Origin of the sequence: Pseudomonas sp. B21-053 (genome assembly GCF_026016365.1) — a bacterium.
Classification (GTDB): Bacteria; Pseudomonadota; Gammaproteobacteria; order Pseudomonadales; family Pseudomonadaceae; genus Aquipseudomonas; species Aquipseudomonas nunensis.
Window position 1 is genome coordinate 2,475,653 of sequence record NZ_CP087205.1, and the last position, 22,219, is coordinate 2,497,871.

Below are 22,219 nucleotides of genomic sequence, written 5' to 3' on the forward strand. Positions count from 1 at the left end.
CGTTGGCCGGGGTGATAGGAGGGGATGTTGAACATGGACTGAGGGCGCGCCCGGTGCTTTAAGGCGCAGGTGTTCCAGAGCAACGTCAAGGTGGGGTTGCAGATTCGAACTGATGGCGTTGAAGAGTTTGATCAGGTGGGGAGCGCGTTCAATGCTGAGTGTCGACTACCGGAAAGCGCACGCTAAACGTCGTGCCAATGCCGGTTTTTGAAACCACCGAAACATCCCCGCCATGCGCCCTGGCGATTTCCCGGACAATGAACAACCCAAGCCCGACGCTGCGCACGTCACTGTCGGTTTCCGTGCCCCGGGTCATGGGCTCGAACAGCACCGCCAGCAACGCGTCCGGGATTACCGTCCCGTGGTTATGCACCGCAATAACGGCGTGATCTTCGATCCATTCCGACGTCACGGTAATCGGCTGCTGCAAATCACCATAAGCCACGCTGTTGGCGACCAGGTTGCCGATAATCTGTTGCGCGCGGTCAGCATCCAGATACGCGTTGCCCGAACCGATGGACTGATGCAGCAGCGTCGCTTGCGGGAAGGCGACACGCAGTTCATCAATGCTATGGCTGATAAACCGGTGCAGATCGAGCCAGTCAGGTGAGATCGCAATGCCGCGTCCGACTCGGGCCAGGGCGAAGTCCAGCAGGTCGGCGATCATCCTTTCGGCACGGTCCGCCGACTGACTGATGTGGCCGAGCATTTTGCTTTCTTTGGGCGTGCGTTCAGCGCGGGCGAGGACCTCGGAGGCCATCTTGATGGCGGTCAGCGGGTTTTTCAGGTCGTGGCTGACGATGGCCACCATTTGCTCGGCGAACGTGGCGCGGCGCAGGGATTTTTCGTAGGCGTCGTTCAGTTCGATCTGGGCGCGTTGCAGGGCGGTTTCAGCCGCGGTTTTTTCACGCACCAGGTCTTCGGCGATTTTCCGGGCGTTGAGCAGTTCGCGCTTGTACTTGTCGCGATCGGTGGTGCCGAACAGCGCCAGTTCATAATAGGCACTGCCAGCGTGTTCGCGGCGGACACCGTTGAGCAACATGGTGACGGTGCGTTTTTCCTGATGGATCAGATCGAGTTTCACCTCGGCCACCGAGCCTTGCATCTGCATCAGCGGCGCCCAATGGGTTTGATGGAAAATCCGCCCGCCCATGGTCAGCAGATCCTGGAAACGCCGACCGATCAACGCCTGGGCGTCGAAGCCGATCCAGAGGCTGAACGTCTGATTGCTGCGCAGGATCGTGCCATCTTCTTTCGTCACCACCAATCCGCAGGGGGCTTGTTCGAACAGTGTCTGCGCGTCGGGCAGCGACGGTTGCTCAGTCGACATTGGCACCCATCCACGGCGACAGGAACTGGTCCATCGCTTCGGAACAGGCACTCGGCGCGCTCATGTGCGGACAATGGCCGACGTTGGCCACCAGGCTGAGCGTGCTGTTGGGCAGGACGGCGTGCAGGTATTCGCCGACCGCGACGGGGGCGATCAGGTCGTCGGTGGATTGCACAATCAGGGTCGGCGTGGTCAGCCCGGCGATGTCCTGGCGGTTGTCGGACAGGAACGTCACCCGCGCAAATTGCTTGGCGATCTCGGGCTCGGTGCGGCAGAAACTGTTGGTCAGCTCTTCGCCCAGCGCCGGTTGCCCGGGTGCGCCCATGATGACCGGGGCCATGGTGCTGGACCAGCCGAGGTAATTACTGTCGAGGGTATCGAGCAGCGAGTGGATGTCCTCGAGTTTGAAACCGCCCACGTAGTCGTCGACATCGATGTAGCAGGGCGAAGGGCCAATCATCACGTGGGCGGCGATTTTGCCGGGGGACAGTCGATCAGCCAAGGCGCCGATCATGCCGCTGACGGAGTGGCCGACGACAATCACCGGGCCGCTGGCGTATTGATCGATGATCTCACCCAGGTCCCGGGCGTACCCGGCCAGCGAGTTGTATTTTTCCCGATCATACGCATCGAGGTCCGACTGGCCCGCACCGACCAGGTCATACAGCACGACCTTGAAGCGACCGGTGAAGTGGTCGACGAGGTAACGCCACATGGTCTGGTCGCAACCGAAGCCGTGGGAAAAGACCAGTGTCGACGGACCTTCACCCAGCACTTTCACGTTGTTGCGATGTTGAAGATCCATGCGTGTTTTCTCGAACTGGCCAAAGGCATTTTTGGCGTCTTTGGCAGTGTAGATAGTCAAAGGTATCCGGTCACGCGTTAAAGCCGCATGCCGTTTTGATAAAGCAGTCGGGTGAGGTGGCAACGGGTGTAACAGAAGCGACTCATTCGAGCCGCCTCTGTTGTGTGATTACGCTCGTCGCGGCAGTTTCCAGTTGGGGCGGATGAAGTGGCAGGTGTAGCCGTCGGGCAGGCGTTCGAGGTAGTCCTGATGTTCCGGTTCGGCTTCCCAGAACGGGCCGGCCGGGGTGATTTCGGTGACGACTTTGCCAGGCCAGAGGCCGGAAGCCTCGACGTCGGCGATGGTGTCTTCGGCGACCCGTTTCTGCTCATCGCTGAGGTAGAAGAGGGCGGAGCGGTAGCTGGCGCCGATATCGTTACCCTGGCGATTCTGGGTAGTCGGGTCATGGATCTGGAAGAAAAACTCGAGAATCTGGCGGTAGCTGATCTGCTCCGGGTCGAACACGATCTCGATCGCTTCGGCGTGGTTACCGTGGTTGCGATACGTCGCGTTCGGCACATCGCCGCCCGAATAACCGACCCGCGTGGACACCACGCCGGGATAGCGTCGCAGCAGATCCTGCATGCCCCAGAAGCAACCACCGGCCAGGATGGCGGTTTCGGTTTGCGTCGTCATGGATAGTCATTCCCCTTGATGAAGTGGCCCGTTTACTGGTTACCGATCGGGCTGTTGAACTGGTCGGAGTAACTGCCGTCCATGAGCGAGGATGCCACGCGATCAGAACCTATTCCACTGCGCGAGTAAGCGAGGCGAGCAGCATTGAGGTGATCTGCGCCGTCGGAGGCCAAGGCTCCAGCGCCGACGTGATCGGCACCGTCGGAGGCGACTGCGCCGGCACCGACGTGATCGGAACCGTCAGAGGCGACTGCGCCGGCACCGACGTGATCGGAACCGTCAGAGGCGACTGCGCCGGCACCGACGTGATCCGCGCCATCGGAAGCGACAGCCCCGGCACCGACGTGATCGGAACCATCGGAGGCGACTGCTCCGGCACCGACGTGATCTGCGCCATCGGAGGCGACTGCGCCGGCACCGACATGATCCGCGCCATCCGACGCGACTGCTCCGGCACCAACGTGATCAGCCCCATCGGAAGCAACTGCCCCAGCCCCGACGTGATCAGAACCGTCAGAGGCGACTGCGCCGGCGCCGACGTGATCGGAACCATCGGACGCAACTGCCCCAGCGCCAACATGATCGGCCCCATCGGAAGCAACTGCCCCAGCCCCGACATGATCAGAACCATCCGCCGCAACCGATCCCGCGCCTACATGATCCGCACCATCCGAAGCCAAGGCTCGCGCCTCTGCCGCCCACGCACCCGGCATTACCACAGTGGCCGCAAGTGCCAATACAACGCCTGAAAAAAACTTATATTTCATGATGTTCTCCATAACCCATCAGCCGCAAAGCCATCGAGCACGGTCGGTCGAACGATCCGACGCTGGGGCTCGGGCTGGTTACGTTGGCGATTGGCACGGGTGCGCTGCACAGCGCACAGGTGTCGACGTGTTGCGTGACGCTCAGATATCGAACTCAAAAGTATAGATCGCCAATGGCGACGGGCTCGAGCCGCTGACCATCGGTCCGGGACGTGCGCGATGGGTAACAGCCTGAAACGTCATCCCCGCCTGAAAAACCGCTGCTTTTTGCCCCGCGACGTGGCCTTCGGTAACCACGTGCACTGGATTGGCATGCGCGCCCGTCGAAAAAGAACAATTCACAGATAAAAAACTTTCCATCAGACCTTCGATTCTGGATTTGGCACGCTAAACGCATGTGTGTGGTTACACGATTGTTGAACAATCGTCATCACCCGCCAACCGAGGATAAGAACATGCAAAAAGGTCTGACTGGCAAGAACACCAAGCGCAACCTTGCGTTAACGGTCGCCCTGGCGTGCGTGGCGCCGTTGCTGTCTGCCGCCGAGATCAAGGGCACGCTCAAGCCGGGCGAGCTGTCGGTCGGTTCCGACCTGACCTATCCGCCATACACCTATCTGGAACAAAAGCAGCCCAGCGGCTTCGATCCCGAATTCATCCAGTTGATCGGCAAACAACTGGGGCTGGCGCCGCGCTTTCTCGACACGCGGTTTGCCAACCTGATCCTGGGTGTGAATGCCCAGCGTTACGACCTGGTCGCCTCGGCGCTGTACGTCACCCCGGAACGCGCCAAACAGGTGGATTTTCTCAGCTACCTGAAGACCGGGTCTTCGCTGATGGTGCTCACTGCCAGTGACTTCCGGCCACAGCGCCCGGAAGACCTGTGCGGCAAACGCGTGGGCTCGATCAAAGGCGCGTCCTGGGTGCCGAAACTCAACAAAGTGTCCGCCGACTATTGCCTGGCCTCGGGTAAACCGGCGATTGAGTCCCGTGAATTCCCGACCTCGCCGGAAGCAGCCCAGGCCCTGCTGGCCAAGGCGGTTGACGTGCAGATGGAAGACCCCGCCGTGGCCAAGATCACCGTGCAAAAACTGCAGGGTAAAACGGTGATCAGCTCCACCGAACTGATCTACCCGGTGGTCATCGGCCTGGCGGTGCGCAAAGGCAATCAGGCGCTGTTGGGGGAACTGACCACGGCACTCGGCCAGATCAAACAGAACGGCAGCTACGGCGAGTTGCTCGCCCGCTACAACCTGGACGAACCGAATGCCGAGGAAGTCAACGCAGCGCTGGGCACCCCTGCACCCTGAGCCATTCGGTAGCCGATTCATCGATTCTTTCCAGGCTGTGGAAACCTCACAGCAACGCGGAGTACGTACATGCAATTCGATTGGCATTACACCTTGGGCCTGTTGTGGAACGGCGACTTCTGGCGCGCCGTGGCGACAGTGGTCGAACTGAGCCTGGAAACCTGGCTGCTGGGTATCGTCCTGGGCTTCTTCCTGGCCCTGGCGCGACAGTCGCAGCGACGTTTCCTGCGGGATGCGGCGGGCCTCTATATCTGGTTCTTCCGCAGCCTGCCGCTGCTGGTGCTGTTGATCTTCGTCTACAACTTGCCCCAGGCGTATCCGTCCACCAGCGCGTTGCTGTCCAACCCGTACTCGGCCGGTCTGATCGCGTTGGTGCTGAGTGAAGCGGCGTATATCGCCGAGATCCATCGCGGTGGTTTGCTGGCGGTGGCCAAGGGTCAACTGGAAGCGGGCAAGGCGTTGGGCGTCGGTTATCGCGGCGTGCAGCGGCTGATCGTGGTGCCTCAGGCGCTGCGCGTCGCCTTGCCGACCCTGGCCAACGAATACATCACCATCGTCAAGCTGACCTCGCTGGTCTCGGTGATTTCGCTGTCGGAAATCCTGCTGGTCGGCCAACAGCTCTACACCCAGAACTTCCTGGTCATGGAGACCATGTTCGCGGTGGCCTTCTACTACGTGTTTATCGTCACGGTGTTCAGCCGTCTGCTGCGGCTGCTGGAAAACCATCTGGACGTGACCCGGCGCAAACCCAAGCGCATCGCCGCCGTCGAACTCGGGCAGGTAGCGACCCGGCGTGCGGCCGGTCAGGCTGAGCCCGGCGAGTTTGCGTTGCAGGCGCGGGGCGTGCGCAAGTCCTATGGCGAGCTGGAAGTGCTCAAAGGCGTCGAGCTGAATGTGCGTTGGGGCGAAGTGGTGTCGATCATCGGCCCATCCGGATCGGGCAAGACTACGCTGATCCGCACCATGAACGGCCTGGAAAGCCTCGACCACGGCGAAATCACCCTGCAGGGCCAACCCTTTCTGCGGGGCACAAAAGAACCGCAGGGCGCGTTGGGCCACAAGGTACACATGCAAGGCATTGTGCAGGTCGGCATGGTGTTCCAAGGCTTCAACCTGTTCCCGCACAAGACCGCCCTGGAAAACGTCATGCTCGCACCGGTCTATCACGCCCATGGCGGCGGCGATGAGCTGCGCTTGTTGAGCCTGGCGCTGTTGCGCAAAGTGGGCATGTTGGAACACGCCGGCAAATACCCGCATCAACTGTCCGGCGGTCAGCAACAGCGGGTGGCGATTGCCCGGGCGCTGGCCATGCGACCGTCGGTAATGCTGTTCGACGAGCCGACCTCGGCTCTCGATCCGGAACTGGTGGGCGACGTTCTGGCCGTGATCGAGGAACTGGCCCGCGAAGGCATGACGATGGTGATCGTGACCCATGAAATGAACTTCGCCTTCCGGCTCTCCGACCGGGTGGTGTTCATGGAAGGTGGCGAGATTATCCAGAACGCCGCGCCGCGCGAGATGCTGGAGCAGCGCAGCGAGCGCATGACCAAATTCCTCAAAGACGTACAACTGGCGTGAGCGGAGGAGTGCAACGGTGAGTCAACCCAAGGAAAAAAGCCTGTCGCTGCCGGACCAGGTCGCCATCGAGCTGCGCGAAGACATCATCGGCGGGCGACTGTTGCCGGGCATGGCGCTGGTCGAAAGCGAGCTGGTCAACGCCTACAACGCCTCGCGCAACACGGTGCGTGAGGCGTTGCACCAGTTGGGTCGCGAAGGCCTGACCAGTTATGTGCGCAACAAAGGCGTGATGGTGCGCCGAATGGGCATCGACGATGTGCGCGACATCTTCAAGGTCCGCCGCACCCTTGAATTGCAGGCGATTGCCGCGAGCAAGCCGCTGCGCGAGTACCAGTCCGACCTGATGCTCGATGCCATCGAGGCGGCGCAACTGGCCCAGGATCGTGAGAACTGGCAAGCCTTCGGCACCCACAGTCTGCGTTTTCACCAACACATCGTCGGCCTGATGCGCAGCCCGCTGTTCGACGAATTCTTCACCCATGTGGCGGCGCAGATGCGCCTGGTGTTTTCCAACGCGCCCAGCGAGGAAACCTTCCAGAAACCCTGGCTCGAACGTGATCGACACATTCACGACTTGCTGGGCGATGGTCGCAAGAAAGACGCCGAGGAAGCCATGAGCAGCTACCTCAACGACTCCGAAACGGAGCTGCTGCACATCCTGAGCAGCCAACCCAAACACTGAAGAGAGGATCCATCATGTACAAGGATTATCCAGCGGCTTACCAAGTCAGCAAAGGCGCCGCCTTGCAGGTCGATAAAGCGTTTTATGACCGTGTGCGTGAAAGCAAGGATGGCCGCACGCTGGTCGAGCAATTCGAAGTGCCGATCCGCACCGGCCGGGCCTGGAAAGTGCCGGCGGGGCATGTATTTCGCGTGACCACGCCGGTGGGGCCGCAGGTTGGCGACTTCAATGTGTGGAGCGCCAACGATCCCCGCGAACGCATGTGGGCGTCCCGCACCCGCCAGTTGCAAGGCGCGCACGTCACCACTTACGACCGGTTATGGTCGAACCTGCCGTTCTTGCGGCCGATGGTCACCATCACCGACGACAGCCTGGCCGGCTACGGCATTGACGAACATGGTGGCCGTTTGCACGACCTGCTCGGCACCCGTTGTGATCCTTACGTGAACAAGATGCTCACCGGCGAGGACTTCCATCATCACTGCCACTCCAACCTGACCCGCGCCGTGTTGCCTCACGGCCTGACCGAGTTCGACGTGCACGATGTGCTGAACATTTTCCAGTGCACCGGCCTCAATCACGACGACATGTACTTCATGAAGGCGTGCCCGGCGAAGCAGGGTGATTACCTGGAATTCTTTGCGGAAATCGATCTGCTGTGTGCGCTGTCCACCTGTCCGGGCGGTGACTTGTCATTGCCGATGTGGGGGCCGGATGCGGAAGATCCGTTGAAGGTTTGCCGGCCGTTGGGCGTGGAGATTTACCGTCTCGACGAATCGCTGCTGGAAGGTTGGAAACAGCCTGAGCGTGCGGCCTATAACGGCAACCATGGCTTGCTGATTCCCAAGGCTGAGTGGGAGAAGTAACGGCGGGGGCGACGACACCCGGACCTCCAACGGCGCCGGGTGTTGCCCGATGACGCGGGCGTACTCAAACCTCGCGTAGGAGCTGCCGAAGGCTGCGATCTTTTGATCCTGATTTTTTGGCGCCGTCACAAACGCCAAAAGATCGCAGCCTTCGGCAGCTCCTACAATGAACGGGTCATTCCCAATTCTGGAGAACCAAAATGGTCAGCAAAAACCTGATTTGTCTCTGGTACGACGGCACTGCACTCGACGCTGCAACGTTCTATGCCAAGACCTTCCCGGACAGCGCAGTGGGCGCCGTGCACCGCGCGCCTGGCGACTATCCAGCGGGCAAGCAGGGCGATATCTTGACGGTCGAATTCACCGTGATCGGCATCCCTTGCCTCGGGCTCAACGGTGGGCCGGGGATCAAGCATAACGAGGCGTTTTCGTTCCAGGTCGCCACCGACGACCAAGCCGAAACCGACCGCCTGTGGAACGCGATTGTCGGAAACGGCGGCAAGGAAAATGTCTGTGGCTGGTGCCAGGACAAGTGGGGCGTGTCATGGCAGATCAGCCCCCGCGTCCTGACCGATGCCGTCACCGACCCAGATCAAGCCAAAGCCAAACGCGCATTCGACGCCATGATGACCATGGGCAAGATCGACATCGCGGCGATTGAGGCGGCGATTCGGGGTTAGCATCTTGTCCGGTGTCGTTCGCAAAATGTGTGGCCAACCCCAATCCCCTGTGGGAGCGGGCTTGCTCGCGAAGACGTCAGCCCAGTCAAAAACAATGTCACCTGACCCACCGCTTTCGCGAGCAGGCCCGCTCCCACATTGATTCTGTGGCAGGCCGAATATTCGACAACACCAAAGATCCCCTGTGGGAGCGAGCCTGCTCGCGAAGGCGCCAGCCCAGTCAAAATCAATGTCGACTGACCCACCGCTTTCGCGAGCAGGCTCACTCCCACATTGATTCTGTGGCGCGCCGAATATTCGACAACACCAAAGATCCCCTGTGGGAGCGGGCTTGCTCGCGAAGACGTCAGCCCAGCCAAAATCAATGTCGACTGACCCACCGCTTTCGCGAGCAGGCTCACTCCCACATTGATTCTGTGGCAGGCCGAATAGTCGATAACACCAAAGATCCCCTGTGGGAGCGAGCCTGCTCGCGAAGACGCCGGCACAGCCAAAATCAATGCCGCCTGACCCACCGCTTTCGCGAGCAAGCCCGCTCCCACATTGCTTCTGTGGCAGGCCGAATATTCGACAACACCAAAGATCCCCTGTGGGAGCGAGCCTGCTCGCGATGGCGCCGGCCCAGCCAAAATCAATGCCGCCTGACCCACCGCTTTCGCGAGCAAGCCCGCTCCCACATTGATTCCGTGGCAGGCCGAATATTCGATAACACCAAAGATCCCCTGTGGGAGCGGGCTTGCTCGCGAAGACGTCAGCCCAGTCAAAATCAATGTCGACTGACCCACCGCTTTCGCGAGCAGGCTCACTCCCACATTGATTCTGTGGCAGGCCGAATATTCGACAACACCAAAGATCCCCTGTGGGAGCGAGCTTGCTCGCGATGGCGGTGACCCAGCCAAAATCAATGTCACCTGACCCACCGCTTTCGCGAGCAACCCCACTCCCGCATTTTGTCCGGTGCCGTTCGCAAGCTATGTGGATCAAGGATGGTAAAGCTTGTATTCCTGGCTCACCCCACCATAGCCATAAGAACTCGCCTTGCAATCGATCACATGAATATTCGAGTGCGGGTGCAGGTTGCCAATTTCTTCGGCCAAGAGCGCGAAAGCCTCCTTCTGATACCGGGCTTTCTGCGCCTTGGTGTTGGTCTCATCCGTGATGGTGACCTCCAGGCGGAACGAGTTGCGCCCGAGTTCTGCCAGCGAACGGCTGTCAATGAACCACAGCGCATGCGGGACGAATTGCACCATCACCATGGTCAGTTCCGGACGCTTCTCCAGCACCTCACACGTCAACGCGGTGAGTTGAGGGACGATACGCTGGACCAGTTCAGCATTGGGTTCGCCAGCAAGTTTGAGGGTGATACCAGGCATGATTGAATCCTCGCAGGAAGTAATGTCGGATTCAGATTAAGTCGCTGGTTGAATGCTGAAAAGCCGGAAGATATGATCTTATCCATCGGGAAAACGGCAGGATAAGACATGCGCCCCTTCGATCTGGATCTCTTGCACTCCTTCGCCGTGGCGATGGAAGCCGGCAGGCTCTCAGATGCCGCCCCTAAACTGTTTCGCTCGCAATCGGCGTTAAGCGAGCAGCTGCGCAAACTTGAAGCCTTCACCGGCGTGACCTTGCTGGAGCGCGGCAAAAAAGGCGTCAGGCCCACGCCGGCGGGCGAGCGTTTGCTGGTGCATGCACGAGAAATGCTCGCCTTCAGTGATCGCGCTCTTGAAGACGTGCGGGGCGTCACCTTTGCCGGAGAGTTGCGGCTCGCCATCACCGACTACTTCCTGCCCAGCTCAATCGCCGATCTGCTGAAAAAACTGCGCACACGCTATCCACACCTGCGTCTGCACGTGTCGGTGCGCAAGAGCATGCAGATCGAGAGCGGGGCGGACGCGGATGAGTTTGATATCGGCCTGTCCATGCGCATCCTCGACGGCCGCAGCCTTCCCGAAGGCATACCGGTTCGACGGGAGGCGTTGCACTGGGTATCGGTCGCCGGTTTCGAACCCGAGCGAGAAGAAAACACCCCGTTGCCATTGTTGGTCCTGCCCCAGGGATGCAGCTTGCAACGCCTGGCCCGCGAGACGCTGGAGCAGCATGACGTGGCTTATGTGGTCGCGCATTCCGCTTCCGGCGTCGCGGGGCTTCAATCGGCGCTGGTGGCCGGTTTGGGCGTCGCTTGCTTGAACGCGTCTGCCGTACCGCCGGGGGCCGAGGTGTGCCGATCAGCCCCGAATTTGCCACTGTTGCCGGAGGTCGAGTTCAGCCTATTACCGCCCCGTCCGGGGGAGTCGGAACTGGTGAGTGCTGTACGGGAAATGCTGGCCAGCCAGTTCAGTTAATTGGATCGCAACATCGAGTGGCTGGGACTCAACTGCCCTGATTGCCGCACTCTGCGAATTTGCTGTAATCCAGCACCTTCTGCGTACCGCTGGAGTCGAGGTAGGTCATCCGGGCGTTCACGATGCCGCAGTTGCCGCCGCCGTTGTCGACGATTGAAATCACCTTCTGAATATCCAGATGAGTGCGGGCCTGGGATTGGTTTTTGTCGTCGGCATGGGCCGAGAACGCTGCAACGTTCAAGACAGCGAAGAAGCTGGCGGTAGCAAGTGTTTTCCAGTTCATGATGATTTCCTCAGGATTTAATGGGTAGCTGTTGTGAGGCAAGTCGTCTTGCCTCGATGGAACCCATTTGATCGATCCGAGGTATCTGCCATGTGTCGTAAACCGTGGCTTTTAAGGCAAAAGATGTCTGGGAGGGCGCCGGATACATTGGGATACGCGGCCACGCATTCAAATGGCCCCGGTCGCAGAAATTTGACATGCGCGGCGTTGCTCGACAGAGTCGCGCCCCGACCCGGCCAGTGATGCCGGTCGTTCGTGGTGAAAAGGGGCAGCAGTTGAACCAACACACATTGTCCATGCGCCTGGAGCGCGTGGCGGCGCATGTGCCTGCCGGTGCGCGCCTGGCCGATATCGGCTCGGATCACGGCTACTTGCCGGTGGCGTTGATGCGCCGTGGCGCCATCGTGGCGGCGGTGGCGGGGGAGGTGGCGTTGACGCCGTTCCGCGCGGCTGAACGCACCGTGCGCGAGAACGACCTGGAGCAACAGATCAGCGTGCGCCTGGCCAGTGGCCTGGCGGCGATCATGCCGGGAGACGCGATCACCGCGATCAGCGTCTGCGGCATGGGCGGCGAGACGATCCGCGACATCCTCGACAGCGGCAAGGCGTACCTGAGCGGCGAGGAGCGCCTGATCCTGCAACCCAACGGCGGCGAACAGCCCCTGCGCCAATGGCTGATGGAAAACGGCTACTGCATCCTCTGTGAGGAACTGCTGCGGGAAAACCGCTTCGACTACGAAATCATCGTCGCCGAGCGCGCCGGGCCAGTGACGTATACCGCCGAGGAACTCTACTTCGGCCCGCTACAGATGCAGGCCCGCAGCCCGGTGTTTCTGGCGAAGTGGCAACGCATCCTGCGTGAGAAGCACAAGACCCTGACCAACTTCGCCCAAGCGCGGCAAGCCGTGCCCGAGGAGAAGCTGCAAGAGATCGCCCAGCAGGCACGGTGGATCACTGAATTGCTGGCTTGATTCCGGTCGATGCCACAATCCATGGCAAGCGTCAGACGGATTCTGACTCGGCACGGCAAGACAATCCCCGTCTCATGCGCCGCCTCTAGAGAATTCATCACCTCGAAGAGCATTCAGAACCAGTGAAAAGGCGGGTGTTGGCAAGCGACGGCTTGGGTAGTACAGGTGATAACCCGAGAACAACGGGCACCAGTCCTCCAATACTCGTATCAAGCGGCCATCCTCAATGTACGGTGCAAATTCTTCTTCCGGTAAATAGGCGATACCTAAACCGTTTACTGCCGCCGCCGGGACATGTGCGCTCGTGTTCACAATGACTTGGCCCACCACGCGCACGTTGATCTTTCGACCACGTTTTTCGAATTCCCAGGCATCAAGTCCGCCAAGGGTTGGATAGCGTATGTCGATACAGCGGTGAGTCACCAGATCCTGCGGTTTTTTTGGCGCGCGATTGTCTGCGAAATACGCTGGTGATGCCACTGCAGCCATCCTTACCTGCGGGCCGATTGGAACGGCGATCATATCTTTATCGACGGTGTCGCCAAATCTGATGCCCGCATCGAAGCGGTCAGCAACGATGTCCCGGAAGCCATAGTTGATATCAAACTCAACCTTGATATCAGGGTATTCGAGGAGCAAAGGCGTAAGTCGCGGAAGGAGGATTGTCTTCAAGACAAAATCACCGCAGGTAATGCGTACCGTGCCCGCAGGTTTGTCACGAAGTTCGGTCAACGCATCCAGCTCGGCCTCGATCTCATCGAAACGACGACCAATGGCTTGCATCAGGCGTTCGCCCGCGCTGGTCGGCGAAACGCTGCGGGTTGTGCGCGTAAGCAGACGAATCTTCAGTCGCTTTTCAAGCCCGGAAACAGTCTGGCTCAGGGCGGACTGCGTGACACCCAAATGGGCCGCCGCTCGGGTAAAGCTACCTTCCCTGGCGACCGTCACAAAGGCCAGGAGGTCGTTCAGATTATGTCGTGGCATCGAAGCCCGCCTATCCAGATTGATTAGCTGTGCTTATAGCTACAACAAGCTTTCATTAGATTATCAAGCATGACGTATTCCCAGAGAATAGGGCAAGCCTCACTTGTAGCTACAGGTATGGCTCATACCACTCGCTGATCCAGACCCGGCAACCAGGTGGATCAGCACCTATTCATTGATGGGAGCACCCTCATGAGAAAACTCGTTATCTTGCTCGGCCTTCTGATGGCGTCGCTCTCCGTACTGGGAGCAGACATGTCTAACGGAGCTGATAATTTTTACAAAAGCGAGAAGGTCACGATGCAGAAGGTGACCTTCAAAAATCAGTACCAGATGAAAACTGCAGGGAATCTGTTCGTCCCTAAAGGTCTGAAGCCCGGCAGCCAAAGTGCAGCAATCATCGTTGGTCATCCCATGGGCGCGGTCAAAGAACAGAGTTCGAACCTGTATGCCCAGAAGCTCGCTGAGCAAGGTTTCGTGACCCTTGCCATCGATCTGTCGTTTTGGGGCGAAAGCGATGGGCAACCGCGCAACGCGGTTTCGCCAGAAATTTATGCGGAAGACTTCAGTGCAGCCGTGGATTACCTCGGCACACAGACATTCGTTGATCGGAGCCGGATCGGTGTCCTGGGCATTTGTGGTAGCGGGAGCTTTGTTATCAGCGCTGCCAAGATTGACCCTCGGATGAGGGCCATTGCCACGGTTAGCATGTATGACATGGGCGCGGCCAATCGAAACGGCTTGCAGCATTCCGTCACTGTCGAGCAAAGGAAGCAAGCCATTGCCGCTGCTGCCGAGCAGCGTTATGTCGAGTTCACTGGTGGCAAAAGCAAATACACCAGCGGAACCGTCCATGAACTGACGGACACATCCAACGCTATCGAGCGCGAATTCTACGACTTCTACCGCACGCCACGCGGTGAGTTCACCCCCAAAGACCAGTCACCGTTGCTGACCACTCACCCGACGCTGACCAGCAATGCCAAGTTCATGAACTTCTATCCGTTCAACGATATCGAGACGATCTCGCCGCGCCCGATGTTGTTCATCACCGGTGCAAATGCTCACTCGCGTGAGTTCAGCGAAGAGGCTTATCGACTGGCGGGTCAACCCAAGGAGCTGGTCATCATTCCCGGTGCGGGCCATGTGGATCTCTACGATCGGGTTGACCTGATCCCGTTTGCCAAGCTGACCGCGTTCTTCCAATCCGGCCTTAAGTGACTTTTGTCGTGGAACGACGCTGGCGCTTTATGTATTTGAGTATTCGAGGGAACCAGATGAGCAGCACCGCCTTACCCATTCAAACAACGAGCCGACAGGTTTGGGGCGCCGTATTGGCCATGTCGCTGTGCGCTTTCGCCTTGGTGACTTCCGAGTTTCTGCCGGTGAGTTTGCTCACGCCGATTGCGACCGATCTCGCGCTGACCGAAGGGCAAGCCGGGCAAGCGATTTCCATTTCTGGGCTTTTTGCGGTCGTCACCAGTCTTTTCATCTCCTCAGTCATTCGCCGGCTCGACCGAAGGCCCGTTTTGCTATTCCTGACAGCCTTGTTGATTGCCTCGGGCACGCTCGTTGCTTTTGCCCCGAACTACTCGACACTGATGGTGGGTCGAGCCATTTTGGGGATCGCTATTGGTGGCAGCTGGTCAATGTCGACCGCCGTCATGATGCGGATTGCACCCGAGAGTTTCGTGCCTAAAGCCATCGCTTTGATCCAGGGCGGTACTGCACTGGCCACTGCAGTTGCAGCACCCATCGGCAGTTTCATGGGGGGGCTGATCGGCTGGCGAGGTGCATTCTTCTGTGTGGTTCCGCTCGCCGCTGTGGCGCTGTGTTGGCAAGCATTCACGTTGCCGAAAATGCCTGGTCAAAATGAGTCCGGATCTGTAACTGATGTGTTTCGGCTGTTAGGTAACGCCAATGTCTCGCTGGGCATGGCCGCAGTAGCATTTTTGTTTATGGGGCAGTTCGCGTTATTTACCTATCTGCGTCCGTTTCTTGAGTCGGTGACCCGCGTTGATGTGCCTGGATTATCCCTGCTACTGCTGATCATCGGAATGGCCGGATTGGCGGGCACGATGGTGATCGGCTCAGTGCTGAACCACAGTCTTTATCGAGTGCTGATGCTCATTCCACTGGTAATGTCGGGAATTGCAGTGGCGTTGATTGTCTGTGGTAGTTCGTTCTGGATTACAGCCGTTCTGTTGGGTGCGTGGGGGCTGGTTGCTACATGCGCGCCTGTAGGCTGGTTCACATGGCTTTCACGCATGCTTCCCCGGGATGCCGAAACCGGCGGCGGTCTCATGGTGGCAGTCATTCAGTTGGCAATCACACTCGGCGCGACGGTGGGTGGTGTGCTGTATGACGGCGCTGGCTTCCAAGCCACTTTCATCGCAAGTGGCGTATTTCTTCTGATCGCTTGCGTACTTGCATGGCTCGTATCGCGAACGGTTATGCCCTCATCACGCTGAGGCGCTAACGGTTGCGCTGGCAAGCCAGGACCCTGCGCCTCAAGGTCTTCCAGACGGTCCACCGCACGGCATCGCGCCTGGGCAAATCAGCTATTTCATTAGCCTATAAAGCCGAGTCAAAAGGTTATTAGACAGGCAAAAGTAACCTTGCTAAAAAATAAGTGCATGGCCGCGATTCGCGTGACCACTGCATCATCTCCATTGGTGAAATGGAAATAAGCCCAACATTGAGCTGGGCAATGATCAATGAGTCTGAATGCCAATACAGGGATCGTAGCTGCGACTTGGCCAACTGCTCGCACCCGTGCATCGGGCTCATTGATCCCTTTTCTCCTTCACCGGCTGTCTACAGCTGGCCGTGTCGAGTCCCTTCTTTCCTCTGAATGCCTTCATGTTAATGGCGCGCGGCCACCATTGGTCGCGTGGTGTGCCATCATATGGAACGCTACCGAAGGGCTAACCTCTACCCTTGTAGACCAACAATAGGGGTTCCAATGAGAGAGGCGCAGCGAAGACTCGTCATGACAGCCTGGCGCAAGCTATTCGCCTTGACTGAAAACCAAATAAACCCAGAGGACAAATACTTCAGGTTGTTGAGGAGAGCTGACGACATGGAGCGAGCCGATCTCATCACCAGTGACGAGTGGCGCAAGCTGGTCCAACAAGCTGGAACGTCGCTTGCCGCCACTGCGGAATGCATGGGCGGCTCGGGTGAGTAAGCCGGTTATTGCTTACATCACCATTCATCAATAAACCGATACCTAACCCCCCGTCTCTGTCACCAGGAGTCGGGGCTGCCAAGTGATGTGACCGCTCCTTTCAAAATTCCATGGCCAGACGATCCTCAATTGACGGTTATTTTGTTGTGCGATACAACTAAATAACCGTTTTCCATGAGGTGCGCGCCGTGATCGATTCCGACCTGATCCACCACGTTCGCTCGGCGTCGCGCCTGATGGTGCGCGAGTTGGGTTTCATGCAGGCCACGCTGGCGGCGACGGACTATCCGCCGTCCTCCGTGCACACCATCGTCGAGTTGGGTAACCACGATTCGCTGACCGCCGTGGAACTGGTAGGAATGCTCGGTCTGGAAAAATCCAGTGTCAGCCGCATGGTGCGCAAACTCATCGAGGCGGGTGAGATCGAAGAAGTGCCCAACGAGCAGGATGCACGCTCAAAAAAGCTGCAACTGACCGATCAGGGTCGGCAGACTCTGCGCGCGGTGGACGCCTTTGCAGTCCAGCGGGTCGGTGCGGCCATGGCGCATTTGAGCGAGGTGCAACAGCAGACGGTCAGTGCAGGGCTTGGTCATTACGCAACTGCCCTGCGAACCCAGCGCCTCGGTACACAACCACTCACGGCGTCGCTGGCGATTGCACGGGGCTACCGGCCCGGGATCATCGGTCGCATGGTGGAAATGCATGCCAGCTACTACGCCCGGTACGCGAATTTCGGTCAGCCATTTGAAAGCCTGGTCGCCTCTGACATGGCCGAACTGATGGGCCGACTGCACAACCCGCGCAACGAGGTGTGGGCAGCGCTGGATGGCGAGCGCATTGTCGGTTCGATCGCCATCGACGGTGAAGGCGAGGGTGGCGGCGCGCTGCTGCGCTGTTTCATTCTGGATGACAGCGCCCGGGGCAAAGGCGCGGGCAAACGCCTGTTGGCCGAGGCCATCAAGTTCTGTGATGAATGGGGCTTTCGCGAAACGCGACTCTGGACGTTCAAGGGCCTGGATGCGGCGCGCAAATTGTATGAAGACGTGGGCTTCACATTGGAGCAGGAGCAAGAAGTGGAGCAGTGGGGCGGGCGGATTACCGGGCAGTGGTTTGCACGACATGGCCCAGGCAATCCGTCAGTTAAAGCCTGACCAACGCCCGGGAGCTAAACGCCCCCAGGCTTATCGATGCACTCAGCGACGATCCAGCCAAACGGTCTGGGCGTTGCAGAATTCACGCACGCCGAAGTGCGACAGTTCACGGCCAAACCCGCTTTTCTTCACGCCACCGAAGGTGACGCGTGGGTCGCTGGCGCTGTAGCCATTGATGAACACACCGCCGGTCTCCAGTTCGTCGGCCATCTGCCTGGCCAGTTCGAGATTGCGGGTGTAGATAGTCGCCGTCAGCCCGAAGTCGCTGTCATTGGCCAGCGCCAGTGCGTGGTCGGCATCCCGCGCGGTGATGATCGAGGCCACTGGGCCAAACAGTTCCTGTTTGAACGAGGTCATCTGGTCGGTGACATCAGCGAGCACGGTAGGCTCGTAGAAGTTGCCAGGGCCTGCAGCCTTGTTACCGCCCAACAACAGGGTCGCGCCTTCTTCCAGGGTGTCGCGCACTTGTTGGTCCAGTTCATCACGCAGGTCAAAGCGAGCCATGGGACCGATGTAGGTGTCGGTGGACAGTGGATCACCGATCACCAGTTGGCGCGTGGCTTCGACAAACTTGCGGGTGAATTCCTCGACCACGCCTTGCTCGACAATCAGGCGCTTGGCTGCGGCGCAGACTTGCCCGGTGTTCTGATAGCGGCCAATCACTGCGGCTTTGACCGCGTCATCCAGGTCGGCATCGTTGAGCACGATGAACGGATCGGAGCCGCCCAGTTCCAGCACGCACTTTTTCAACGCGGCACCGGCCTGGGCACCGATGGCCATGCCGGCGCGCACGCTGCCGGTGAGGGTCACGGCGGCGATGCGCGGATCGGTGATCGCCTTGGAAACGCCCTCCGGCGTGACGTTGATCACTTCAAACACACCTTCGGCAAGCCCGGCGCGCTGAATGGCATCGCGCAGCAGGTAGGCGCTGCCCATCACGTTGGGTGCGTGCTTGAGGACATAGGTGTTGCCAGCGATCAGCGCGGGAACGGCGCCACGCAGCACTTGCCAGATCGGGAAGTTCCACGGCATCACTGCGAGAATCGGGCCCAACGGCCGGTATTCAATGCGGGCCTTGCCGCCTTCAACCAGGGTCGGTTCGGCGGTCAGCATGGCGGGGCCGTGTTCGGCGTACCACTCGCACAGCTGCGCACATTTTTCGATTTCACCGCGGGCCTGGTTGATCGGCTTGCCCATTTCCAGGCTGATCATCTGCGCCAGTTTTTGCGCGTCGTCGCGCAGGGTACGGGCCAGGGCAATCAGCAATTGCGCGCGCTGATCGACGGGCGTGCGGCGCCAGACCGAGAAGCCGCTGGCGGCACGGGCGAGGGCGGCATCCAGTTCCGCAGCGGATTCAAAAGCATAGTGGCCGATCTGCTCGCCGTTGACGGGGTTGATCGAAATGGCGTGGGTGAGACTGGAAATCGGGTTCATGGCACCGTCCTGCTGGGTGGGAATGCGCTCAGGTTACGGGGGTGGTTGTTTTCTGGAAACTGAATAATACTGAGTCTATCGTTCACGTTTGGAGAATGACTTGGATCTGGTCCAGCTCGAAATTTTCAAGGCTGTCGCCGAGCACGGCAGCATCAGCGCGGCGGCTCAACACATCCACCGGGTGCCGTCGAACCTGACAACGCGAATCAAACAACTGGAGCAGGATCTGGGCGTGGACCTGTTTATCCGCGAGAAAAGCCGTCTGCGCCTGTCGCCGGCCGGGTGGAGTTTTCTTGATTACGCCCGGCGTATCCTCGACCTGGTCCAAGAGGCGAGGGCGACGGTCGCGGGCGAAGAGCCCCAGGGATCGTTTCCCTTGGGTTCGCTGGAAAGCACGGCGGCGGTGCGGATTCCCGAGTTGTTGGCGGCTTACAACCAGAAGCACGCCAAAGTCGAACTGGACCTGTCCACCGGACCCTCCGGGACCATGATTGACGGCGTGCTGTCCGGGCGATTGGCTGCCGCGTTTGTCGACGGGCCGGTCCTGCACCCGGCACTTGAAGGCGTACCGGCGTTCGAGGAAGAAATGGTGCTGATCGCACCGCTCAATCACGCGCCAATCCATCGTGCGCAGGACGTCAATGGCGAGAACATCTACGCCTTTCGCGCCAACTGTTCCTATCGACACCACTTCGAAAGCTGGTTCAGCAAGGACGCTTCGGTGCCCGGCAAGATTTTCGAGATGGAGTCGTATCACGGCATGCTGGCCTGCGTCAGTGCCGGCGCGGGTCTGGCGCTGATGCCCCGCAGCATGCTCGAAAGCATGCCGGGCTGCACCACGGTGAGCATCTGGCCGCTGTCTGAGTCTTTCCGTTATTTGCGCACTTGGCTGGTGTGGCGCCGGGGCACCGTGTCGCAAAGCCTGACCATGTTTGTGCGTTTGCTGGAGGAGCGGGGCGTGGTGCAGGAAGCGGTCTGAATCTCCCTAGAAAGTGATATCTATCAGCCATTACCTTCGTTAGAGTACGCGCCGCTCGGGAGACGGATCCCGGGCGTTTTCTAATGGAGTTACACAGTGAATTACCTCAGCAAAATGGTCGCCGTTGCAATGTTCGGTCTGGTTCTGGCGGGTTGCACCGGCACCCCGATGACAACCCAGCATTACGACAGCAGCCAATACACGGTCCTGGGCCACAGTGAAGCCACGGCCACCGGCATGCTGTTGTTCGGTTGCATCCCGATCAAGCACAACAACCGTTTTGTCCGCGCGCAAGACGCGGCGATCAAGGCCAAGGGCGGCGACGCCATGATCAACACCCAAGTGCAAGAAAACTGGTTCTGGGCCTACGTCCTGACCGGTTACACCACCAAGGTTTCGGGTGACGTGATCAAGCTGAAAACCGTTCAGTAAGACCCGCCTCAAAACACCTGTGGGAGCGGGCTTGCTCGCGAATGCGGTGTGTCATTCAGCCTGGAGGGTGACTGTCACACCGCATTCGCGAGCAAGCCCGCTCCCACATTGTCAGGTGGTGTACTTCAGAGCACCGCATCGTAAGTCCGGATGTTGTGCCGCAGCGCCGCCAGGAACGAGAAGGCATTTTCTACTCGTTCGCCCTCGAACCCCTGGTAGTAGTTTTGCGCGGTGACCACGGTGCCAGCCCCCCGTTTGTTGTCCGGGTGCAGGCAATACGGAATCGACAGGAAACCACTGTCGAAAGCGTCGAGAATCGCTTCCGACAAGTCGGAATCCCGTGCCAGTGTGCCCTTGATCAGTCGTTTCGCAGTGTTGAAAATGCGCACATATTCTTGCCTGTCGAAAGGTATGTCCGGCAAAGCACCGTCGGTGCGCAGGCAGTAATCGGCATATTCCAGCGCGGCGATGTTCTCCTCGATCCGAGGAATCCGGCGTGATTCCACCGGCGTCTTGATGATCACCCGCTGCACACCGGTGGCGCGGATCATGCCCAGCGCATCGCCGGTGATTCGGCAGAAACCGCCCAGTGTGCGCGGGAAAAACCCCATGAACACATACCCCACGCAGTGATAACTGCCCGGCGCAAAGAACTCGGCGGCAAGTTGCTGCAGGGCCGTCACCGCCGCGCGATCCTGTACGGGAGAGGTGCCCTGGGCGTAGGAAAAGGACAGGGTCTCAATCCCTTGGGCGCGCAAAAATAACCCTTCAAGAATATTGAGTGCGATCAGGACAGCCGGGTCGCACATTTGCCCCATCATGCAACCGGCGAAGCTTTCGATATGGCTGTGTTCGACACCACTGGCCAACACCTGACAGGCTTTCTCCCAATGAGCGAAAGCCTGGCGCAACGGCGTGCGGCTGTAGGGCAGGCAATAGGAAAGCGGCCCGCCCTCGGTGGTGGCCGAGCCAATTTCGACCATGCGCTGAAAAATATGCAGCGGGTCGGGAGAGCCATGACGAATCTGCACCGGCAAACGATAGCGGGCATGAATCTGATCGAGCATGGCGCGGGTCTGGGCCGCCGGATGGTTGACGATCGGATAGCCGTTGAGCATGGATCCGCTATCAATCGCGCGCTGAGCCGCGTCGAGATCTTTCACCCGAGTGAAGGCATCGAGGGTGATGGTGCACACGGTGTTCGCGCGACTGGCCGCCGTGGCTTCCAGCCCGGACTGCATCCGGACCGGGCAACTGAAGCCCATTCGCGGCTGCAGGACCGGGCCGTGCGAGTCGTATCGTTCGAGGACGTGGCGGTTGAAGTCGATCATCCGGCGACCCGTTTTTCCAGGTACGTCGGGTATAGCTGTGCGCTGACCAGTCGCTGAAAGGCATCGAAGCTGTTCGCCACGCTGTCGTCGAACACCTCGTCAAAACCGGCAGCCATCAGCGTATCGCTATGCCGGGCAATGGTCCGGGCGTCGTTTTCGGTACAGATCTTACCGCCGATATATAACGCCTCGGCATGTTTCGTTTCGCTGCGGATGCGTCGGGCGAGTTGAGTGCCTTCGATGTAACCGTGGCCGTTGACAGTGCTCACCACGACCATCGCGTAACCGTGGCTATGCAGCCGCTCAATCACTTCATCCATCGGCGTGTTGGGCCCCATGTTGTCGACCTTGTAGCCGAAGTCATTAAGCAGGAATTCCATGAATACCAGGTTCCAGCTATGGGAATCGGAGGGAACAGTCATAAGA

General features: G+C 59.3%; 25 protein-coding genes. 14 read left to right on the plus strand and 11 right to left on the minus strand.

The genetic code is table 11. The features are described 5' to 3' along the window. Window positions 1–148 precede the first annotated feature (148 nt). From LOY68_RS11425 to msrA, 3 genes are all read right to left on the minus strand, one after another. Entirely contained in the window at window positions 149–1,330 is a 1,182-nt protein-coding gene (locus LOY68_RS11425) for a PAS domain-containing sensor histidine kinase (protein WP_265044681.1), read from the minus strand. Then, entirely contained in the window at window positions 1,320–2,135 is an 816-nt protein-coding gene (locus tag LOY68_RS11430; RefSeq protein WP_265044683.1) for an alpha/beta fold hydrolase, read from the minus strand. Before LOY68_RS11430 ends, LOY68_RS11425 begins: the two co-directional genes overlap by 11 nt. Window positions 2,136–2,303: 168 nt before the next feature. After that, a complete protein-coding gene (gene msrA, locus LOY68_RS11435) occupies window positions 2,304–2,810 on the minus strand; it encodes a peptide-methionine (S)-S-oxide reductase MsrA (protein ID WP_054048897.1) in 507 nt (168 codons plus the stop codon). A gap of 23 nt (window positions 2,811–2,833) precedes the next feature. Here msrA and LOY68_RS11440 point away from each other — a divergent pair, with 23 nt between their 5' ends. Next, window positions 2,834–3,559 (plus strand): hypothetical protein, encoded by a 726-nt coding sequence (locus LOY68_RS11440; RefSeq protein ID WP_265044685.1) that lies wholly within the window; start codon window positions 2,834–2,836, stop codon window positions 3,557–3,559. Between the two features lie 159 nt (window positions 3,560–3,718). Here the strand turns inward: LOY68_RS11440 and LOY68_RS11445 are convergent, their stop codons facing one another. After that, entirely contained in the window at window positions 3,719–3,937 is a 219-nt protein-coding gene (locus tag LOY68_RS11445; RefSeq protein WP_265044686.1) for a hypothetical protein, read from the minus strand. Between the two features lie 95 nt (window positions 3,938–4,032). On the opposite strand from LOY68_RS11445, the gene LOY68_RS11450 reads away from it, so the two are divergent. From LOY68_RS11450 to LOY68_RS11475, 5 genes are all read left to right on the plus strand, one after another. Next, window positions 4,033–4,887 (plus strand): ABC transporter substrate-binding protein, encoded by an 855-nt coding sequence (locus LOY68_RS11450; RefSeq protein ID WP_265044687.1) that lies wholly within the window; start codon window positions 4,033–4,035, stop codon window positions 4,885–4,887. 69 nt (window positions 4,888–4,956) lie between these two features. Continuing rightward, complete coding sequence (locus LOY68_RS32095) at window positions 4,957–6,465, plus strand: amino acid ABC transporter permease/ATP-binding protein (RefSeq protein ID WP_320110093.1); 1,509 nt, start codon at window positions 4,957–4,959, stop codon at window positions 6,463–6,465. 16 nt (window positions 6,466–6,481) lie between these two features. Then, complete coding sequence (locus LOY68_RS11465; protein ID WP_054615367.1) at window positions 6,482–7,147, plus strand: GntR family transcriptional regulator; 666 nt, start codon at window positions 6,482–6,484, stop codon at window positions 7,145–7,147. 14 nt (window positions 7,148–7,161) lie between these two features. Beyond that, window positions 7,162–8,013, plus strand: coding sequence for an urea carboxylase-associated family protein (locus LOY68_RS11470; protein ID WP_265044689.1), 852 nt, complete (start codon window positions 7,162–7,164; stop codon window positions 8,011–8,013). 200 nt (window positions 8,014–8,213) lie between these two features. Next, complete coding sequence (locus tag LOY68_RS11475) at window positions 8,214–8,693, plus strand: VOC family protein (RefSeq protein WP_265044691.1); 480 nt, start codon at window positions 8,214–8,216, stop codon at window positions 8,691–8,693. On the opposite strand, the gene LOY68_RS11480 is transcribed toward LOY68_RS11475, so the two are convergent. After that, window positions 8,690–9,628: a hypothetical protein gene (locus tag LOY68_RS11480; protein WP_265044692.1), complete on the minus strand. Its 939-nt coding sequence runs from the start codon at window positions 9,626–9,628 to the stop codon at window positions 8,690–8,692. The genes LOY68_RS11475 and LOY68_RS11480 overlap by 4 nt on opposite strands. 45 nt (window positions 9,629–9,673) lie before the next feature. Continuing rightward, window positions 9,674–10,066, minus strand: a complete 393-nt coding sequence (locus LOY68_RS11485; RefSeq protein WP_054048883.1) for a tautomerase family protein — start codon at window positions 10,064–10,066, stop codon at window positions 9,674–9,676. A gap of 108 nt (window positions 10,067–10,174) precedes the next feature. Here LOY68_RS11485 and LOY68_RS11490 point away from each other — a divergent pair, with 108 nt between their 5' ends. After that, a complete protein-coding gene (locus LOY68_RS11490; protein ID WP_265044694.1) occupies window positions 10,175–11,038 on the plus strand; it encodes a LysR family transcriptional regulator in 864 nt (287 codons plus the stop codon). 28 nt (window positions 11,039–11,066) lie between these two features. On the opposite strand, the gene LOY68_RS11495 is transcribed toward LOY68_RS11490, so the two are convergent. Then, entirely contained in the window at window positions 11,067–11,321 is a 255-nt protein-coding gene (locus LOY68_RS11495; protein WP_265044695.1) for a DUF2790 domain-containing protein, read from the minus strand. 275 nt (window positions 11,322–11,596) lie between these two features. Between LOY68_RS11495 and LOY68_RS11500 the strand changes: the two genes are divergently transcribed. Beyond that, window positions 11,597–12,292 (plus strand): tRNA (adenine(22)-N(1))-methyltransferase, encoded by a 696-nt coding sequence (locus LOY68_RS11500; protein WP_320110094.1) that lies wholly within the window; start codon window positions 11,597–11,599, stop codon window positions 12,290–12,292. Between the two features lie 72 nt (window positions 12,293–12,364). On the opposite strand, the gene LOY68_RS11505 is transcribed toward LOY68_RS11500, so the two are convergent. After that, on the minus strand, window positions 12,365–13,276 hold the full coding sequence (locus LOY68_RS11505) for a LysR family transcriptional regulator (RefSeq protein ID WP_265044698.1): 912 nt from the start codon (window positions 13,274–13,276) through the stop codon (window positions 12,365–12,367). A gap of 192 nt (window positions 13,277–13,468) precedes the next feature. Between LOY68_RS11505 and LOY68_RS11510 the strand changes: the two genes are divergently transcribed. The 4 genes from LOY68_RS11510 to LOY68_RS11525 all read left to right on the plus strand — a co-directional run bounded on the left by LOY68_RS11510 (window position 13,469) and on the right by LOY68_RS11525 (window position 17,617). After that, window positions 13,469–14,497, plus strand: coding sequence for an alpha/beta hydrolase (locus LOY68_RS11510; protein ID WP_265044700.1), 1,029 nt, complete (start codon window positions 13,469–13,471; stop codon window positions 14,495–14,497). Between the two features lie 56 nt (window positions 14,498–14,553). Further along, window positions 14,554–15,747: an MFS transporter gene (locus LOY68_RS11515; protein ID WP_265044701.1), complete on the plus strand. Its 1,194-nt coding sequence runs from the start codon at window positions 14,554–14,556 to the stop codon at window positions 15,745–15,747. A gap of 521 nt (window positions 15,748–16,268) precedes the next feature. Beyond that, window positions 16,269–16,466 carry a hypothetical protein gene (locus tag LOY68_RS11520; protein ID WP_265044703.1) on the plus strand — a complete coding sequence of 66 codons (198 nt, stop codon included), beginning with the start codon at window positions 16,269–16,271 and terminating at the stop codon, window positions 16,464–16,466. A 236-nt stretch (window positions 16,467–16,702) separates the two neighbouring features. Then, on the plus strand, window positions 16,703–17,617 hold the full coding sequence (locus LOY68_RS11525) for a bifunctional helix-turn-helix transcriptional regulator/GNAT family N-acetyltransferase (RefSeq protein ID WP_265045766.1): 915 nt from the start codon (window positions 16,703–16,705) through the stop codon (window positions 17,615–17,617). Between the two features lie 42 nt (window positions 17,618–17,659). On the opposite strand, the gene LOY68_RS11530 is transcribed toward LOY68_RS11525, so the two are convergent. Further along, on the minus strand, window positions 17,660–19,051 hold the full coding sequence (locus LOY68_RS11530; protein WP_265044705.1) for an aldehyde dehydrogenase family protein: 1,392 nt from the start codon (window positions 19,049–19,051) through the stop codon (window positions 17,660–17,662). A gap of 100 nt (window positions 19,052–19,151) precedes the next feature. On the opposite strand from LOY68_RS11530, the gene ptrR reads away from it, so the two are divergent. Together ptrR and LOY68_RS11540 are read left to right on the plus strand one after the other, a co-directional pair. Continuing rightward, window positions 19,152–20,030, plus strand: coding sequence for a putrescine utilization regulator PtrR (gene ptrR, locus LOY68_RS11535; RefSeq protein WP_054048863.1), 879 nt, complete (start codon window positions 19,152–19,154; stop codon window positions 20,028–20,030). A gap of 96 nt (window positions 20,031–20,126) precedes the next feature. Further along, window positions 20,127–20,462: a hypothetical protein gene (locus LOY68_RS11540; RefSeq protein WP_054048860.1), complete on the plus strand. Its 336-nt coding sequence runs from the start codon at window positions 20,127–20,129 to the stop codon at window positions 20,460–20,462. A 125-nt stretch (window positions 20,463–20,587) separates the two neighbouring features. Here the strand turns inward: LOY68_RS11540 and LOY68_RS11545 are convergent, their stop codons facing one another. Together LOY68_RS11545 and LOY68_RS11550 are read right to left on the minus strand one after the other, a co-directional pair. Continuing rightward, complete coding sequence (locus LOY68_RS11545) at window positions 20,588–21,793, minus strand: methylaspartate mutase (RefSeq protein ID WP_265044706.1); 1,206 nt, start codon at window positions 21,791–21,793, stop codon at window positions 20,588–20,590. Continuing rightward, window positions 21,790–22,215, minus strand: coding sequence for a cobalamin B12-binding domain-containing protein (locus tag LOY68_RS11550; RefSeq protein WP_265044708.1), 426 nt, complete (start codon window positions 22,213–22,215; stop codon window positions 21,790–21,792). The genes LOY68_RS11545 and LOY68_RS11550 overlap by 4 nt, the downstream gene beginning before the upstream one ends. Window positions 22,216–22,219: the final 4 nt, after the last annotated feature.

What these genes read in the sequence shown, in the direction of transcription:
- LOY68_RS11430 (WP_265044683.1), bottom strand. Translation starts at nt 2,135, where the DNA reads ATGGATCTTCAACATCGCAACAACGTGAAAGTGCTGGGTGAAGGTCCG.
- LOY68_RS11525 (WP_265045766.1), top strand. Translation starts at nt 16,703, where the DNA reads ATGGTGCGCGAGTTGGGTTTCATGCAGGCCACGCTGGCGGCGACGGAC.
- LOY68_RS11485 (WP_054048883.1), bottom strand. Translation starts at nt 10,066, where the DNA reads ATGCCTGGTATCACCCTCAAACTTGCTGGCGAACCCAATGCTGAACTG.
- LOY68_RS32095 (WP_320110093.1), top strand. Translation starts at nt 4,957, where the DNA reads ATGCAATTCGATTGGCATTACACCTTGGGCCTGTTGTGGAACGGCGAC.
- msrA (WP_054048897.1), bottom strand. Translation starts at nt 2,810, where the DNA reads ATGACGACGCAAACCGAAACCGCCATCCTGGCCGGTGGTTGCTTCTGG.
- LOY68_RS11475 (WP_265044691.1), top strand. Translation starts at nt 8,214, where the DNA reads ATGGTCAGCAAAAACCTGATTTGTCTCTGGTACGACGGCACTGCACTC.
- LOY68_RS11490 (WP_265044694.1), top strand. Translation starts at nt 10,175, where the DNA reads ATGCGCCCCTTCGATCTGGATCTCTTGCACTCCTTCGCCGTGGCGATG.
- LOY68_RS11425 (WP_265044681.1), bottom strand. Translation starts at nt 1,330, where the DNA reads ATGTCGACTGAGCAACCGTCGCTGCCCGACGCGCAGACACTGTTCGAA.
- LOY68_RS11550 (WP_265044708.1), bottom strand. Translation starts at nt 22,215, where the DNA reads ATGACTGTTCCCTCCGATTCCCATAGCTGGAACCTGGTATTCATGGAA.
- LOY68_RS11450 (WP_265044687.1), top strand. Translation starts at nt 4,033, where the DNA reads ATGCAAAAAGGTCTGACTGGCAAGAACACCAAGCGCAACCTTGCGTTA.
- LOY68_RS11445 (WP_265044686.1), bottom strand. Translation starts at nt 3,937, where the DNA reads ATGGAAAGTTTTTTATCTGTGAATTGTTCTTTTTCGACGGGCGCGCAT.
- LOY68_RS11495 (WP_265044695.1), bottom strand. Translation starts at nt 11,321, where the DNA reads ATGAACTGGAAAACACTTGCTACCGCCAGCTTCTTCGCTGTCTTGAAC.
- LOY68_RS11520 (WP_265044703.1), top strand. Translation starts at nt 16,269, where the DNA reads ATGACAGCCTGGCGCAAGCTATTCGCCTTGACTGAAAACCAAATAAAC.
- LOY68_RS11545 (WP_265044706.1), bottom strand. Translation starts at nt 21,793, where the DNA reads ATGATCGACTTCAACCGCCACGTCCTCGAACGATACGACTCGCACGGC.
- LOY68_RS11510 (WP_265044700.1), top strand. Translation starts at nt 13,469, where the DNA reads ATGAGAAAACTCGTTATCTTGCTCGGCCTTCTGATGGCGTCGCTCTCC.
- LOY68_RS11505 (WP_265044698.1), bottom strand. Translation starts at nt 13,276, where the DNA reads ATGCCACGACATAATCTGAACGACCTCCTGGCCTTTGTGACGGTCGCC.
- LOY68_RS11515 (WP_265044701.1), top strand. Translation starts at nt 14,554, where the DNA reads ATGAGCAGCACCGCCTTACCCATTCAAACAACGAGCCGACAGGTTTGG.
- LOY68_RS11470 (WP_265044689.1), top strand. Translation starts at nt 7,162, where the DNA reads ATGTACAAGGATTATCCAGCGGCTTACCAAGTCAGCAAAGGCGCCGCC.
- LOY68_RS11530 (WP_265044705.1), bottom strand. Translation starts at nt 19,051, where the DNA reads ATGAACCCGATTTCCAGTCTCACCCACGCCATTTCGATCAACCCCGTC.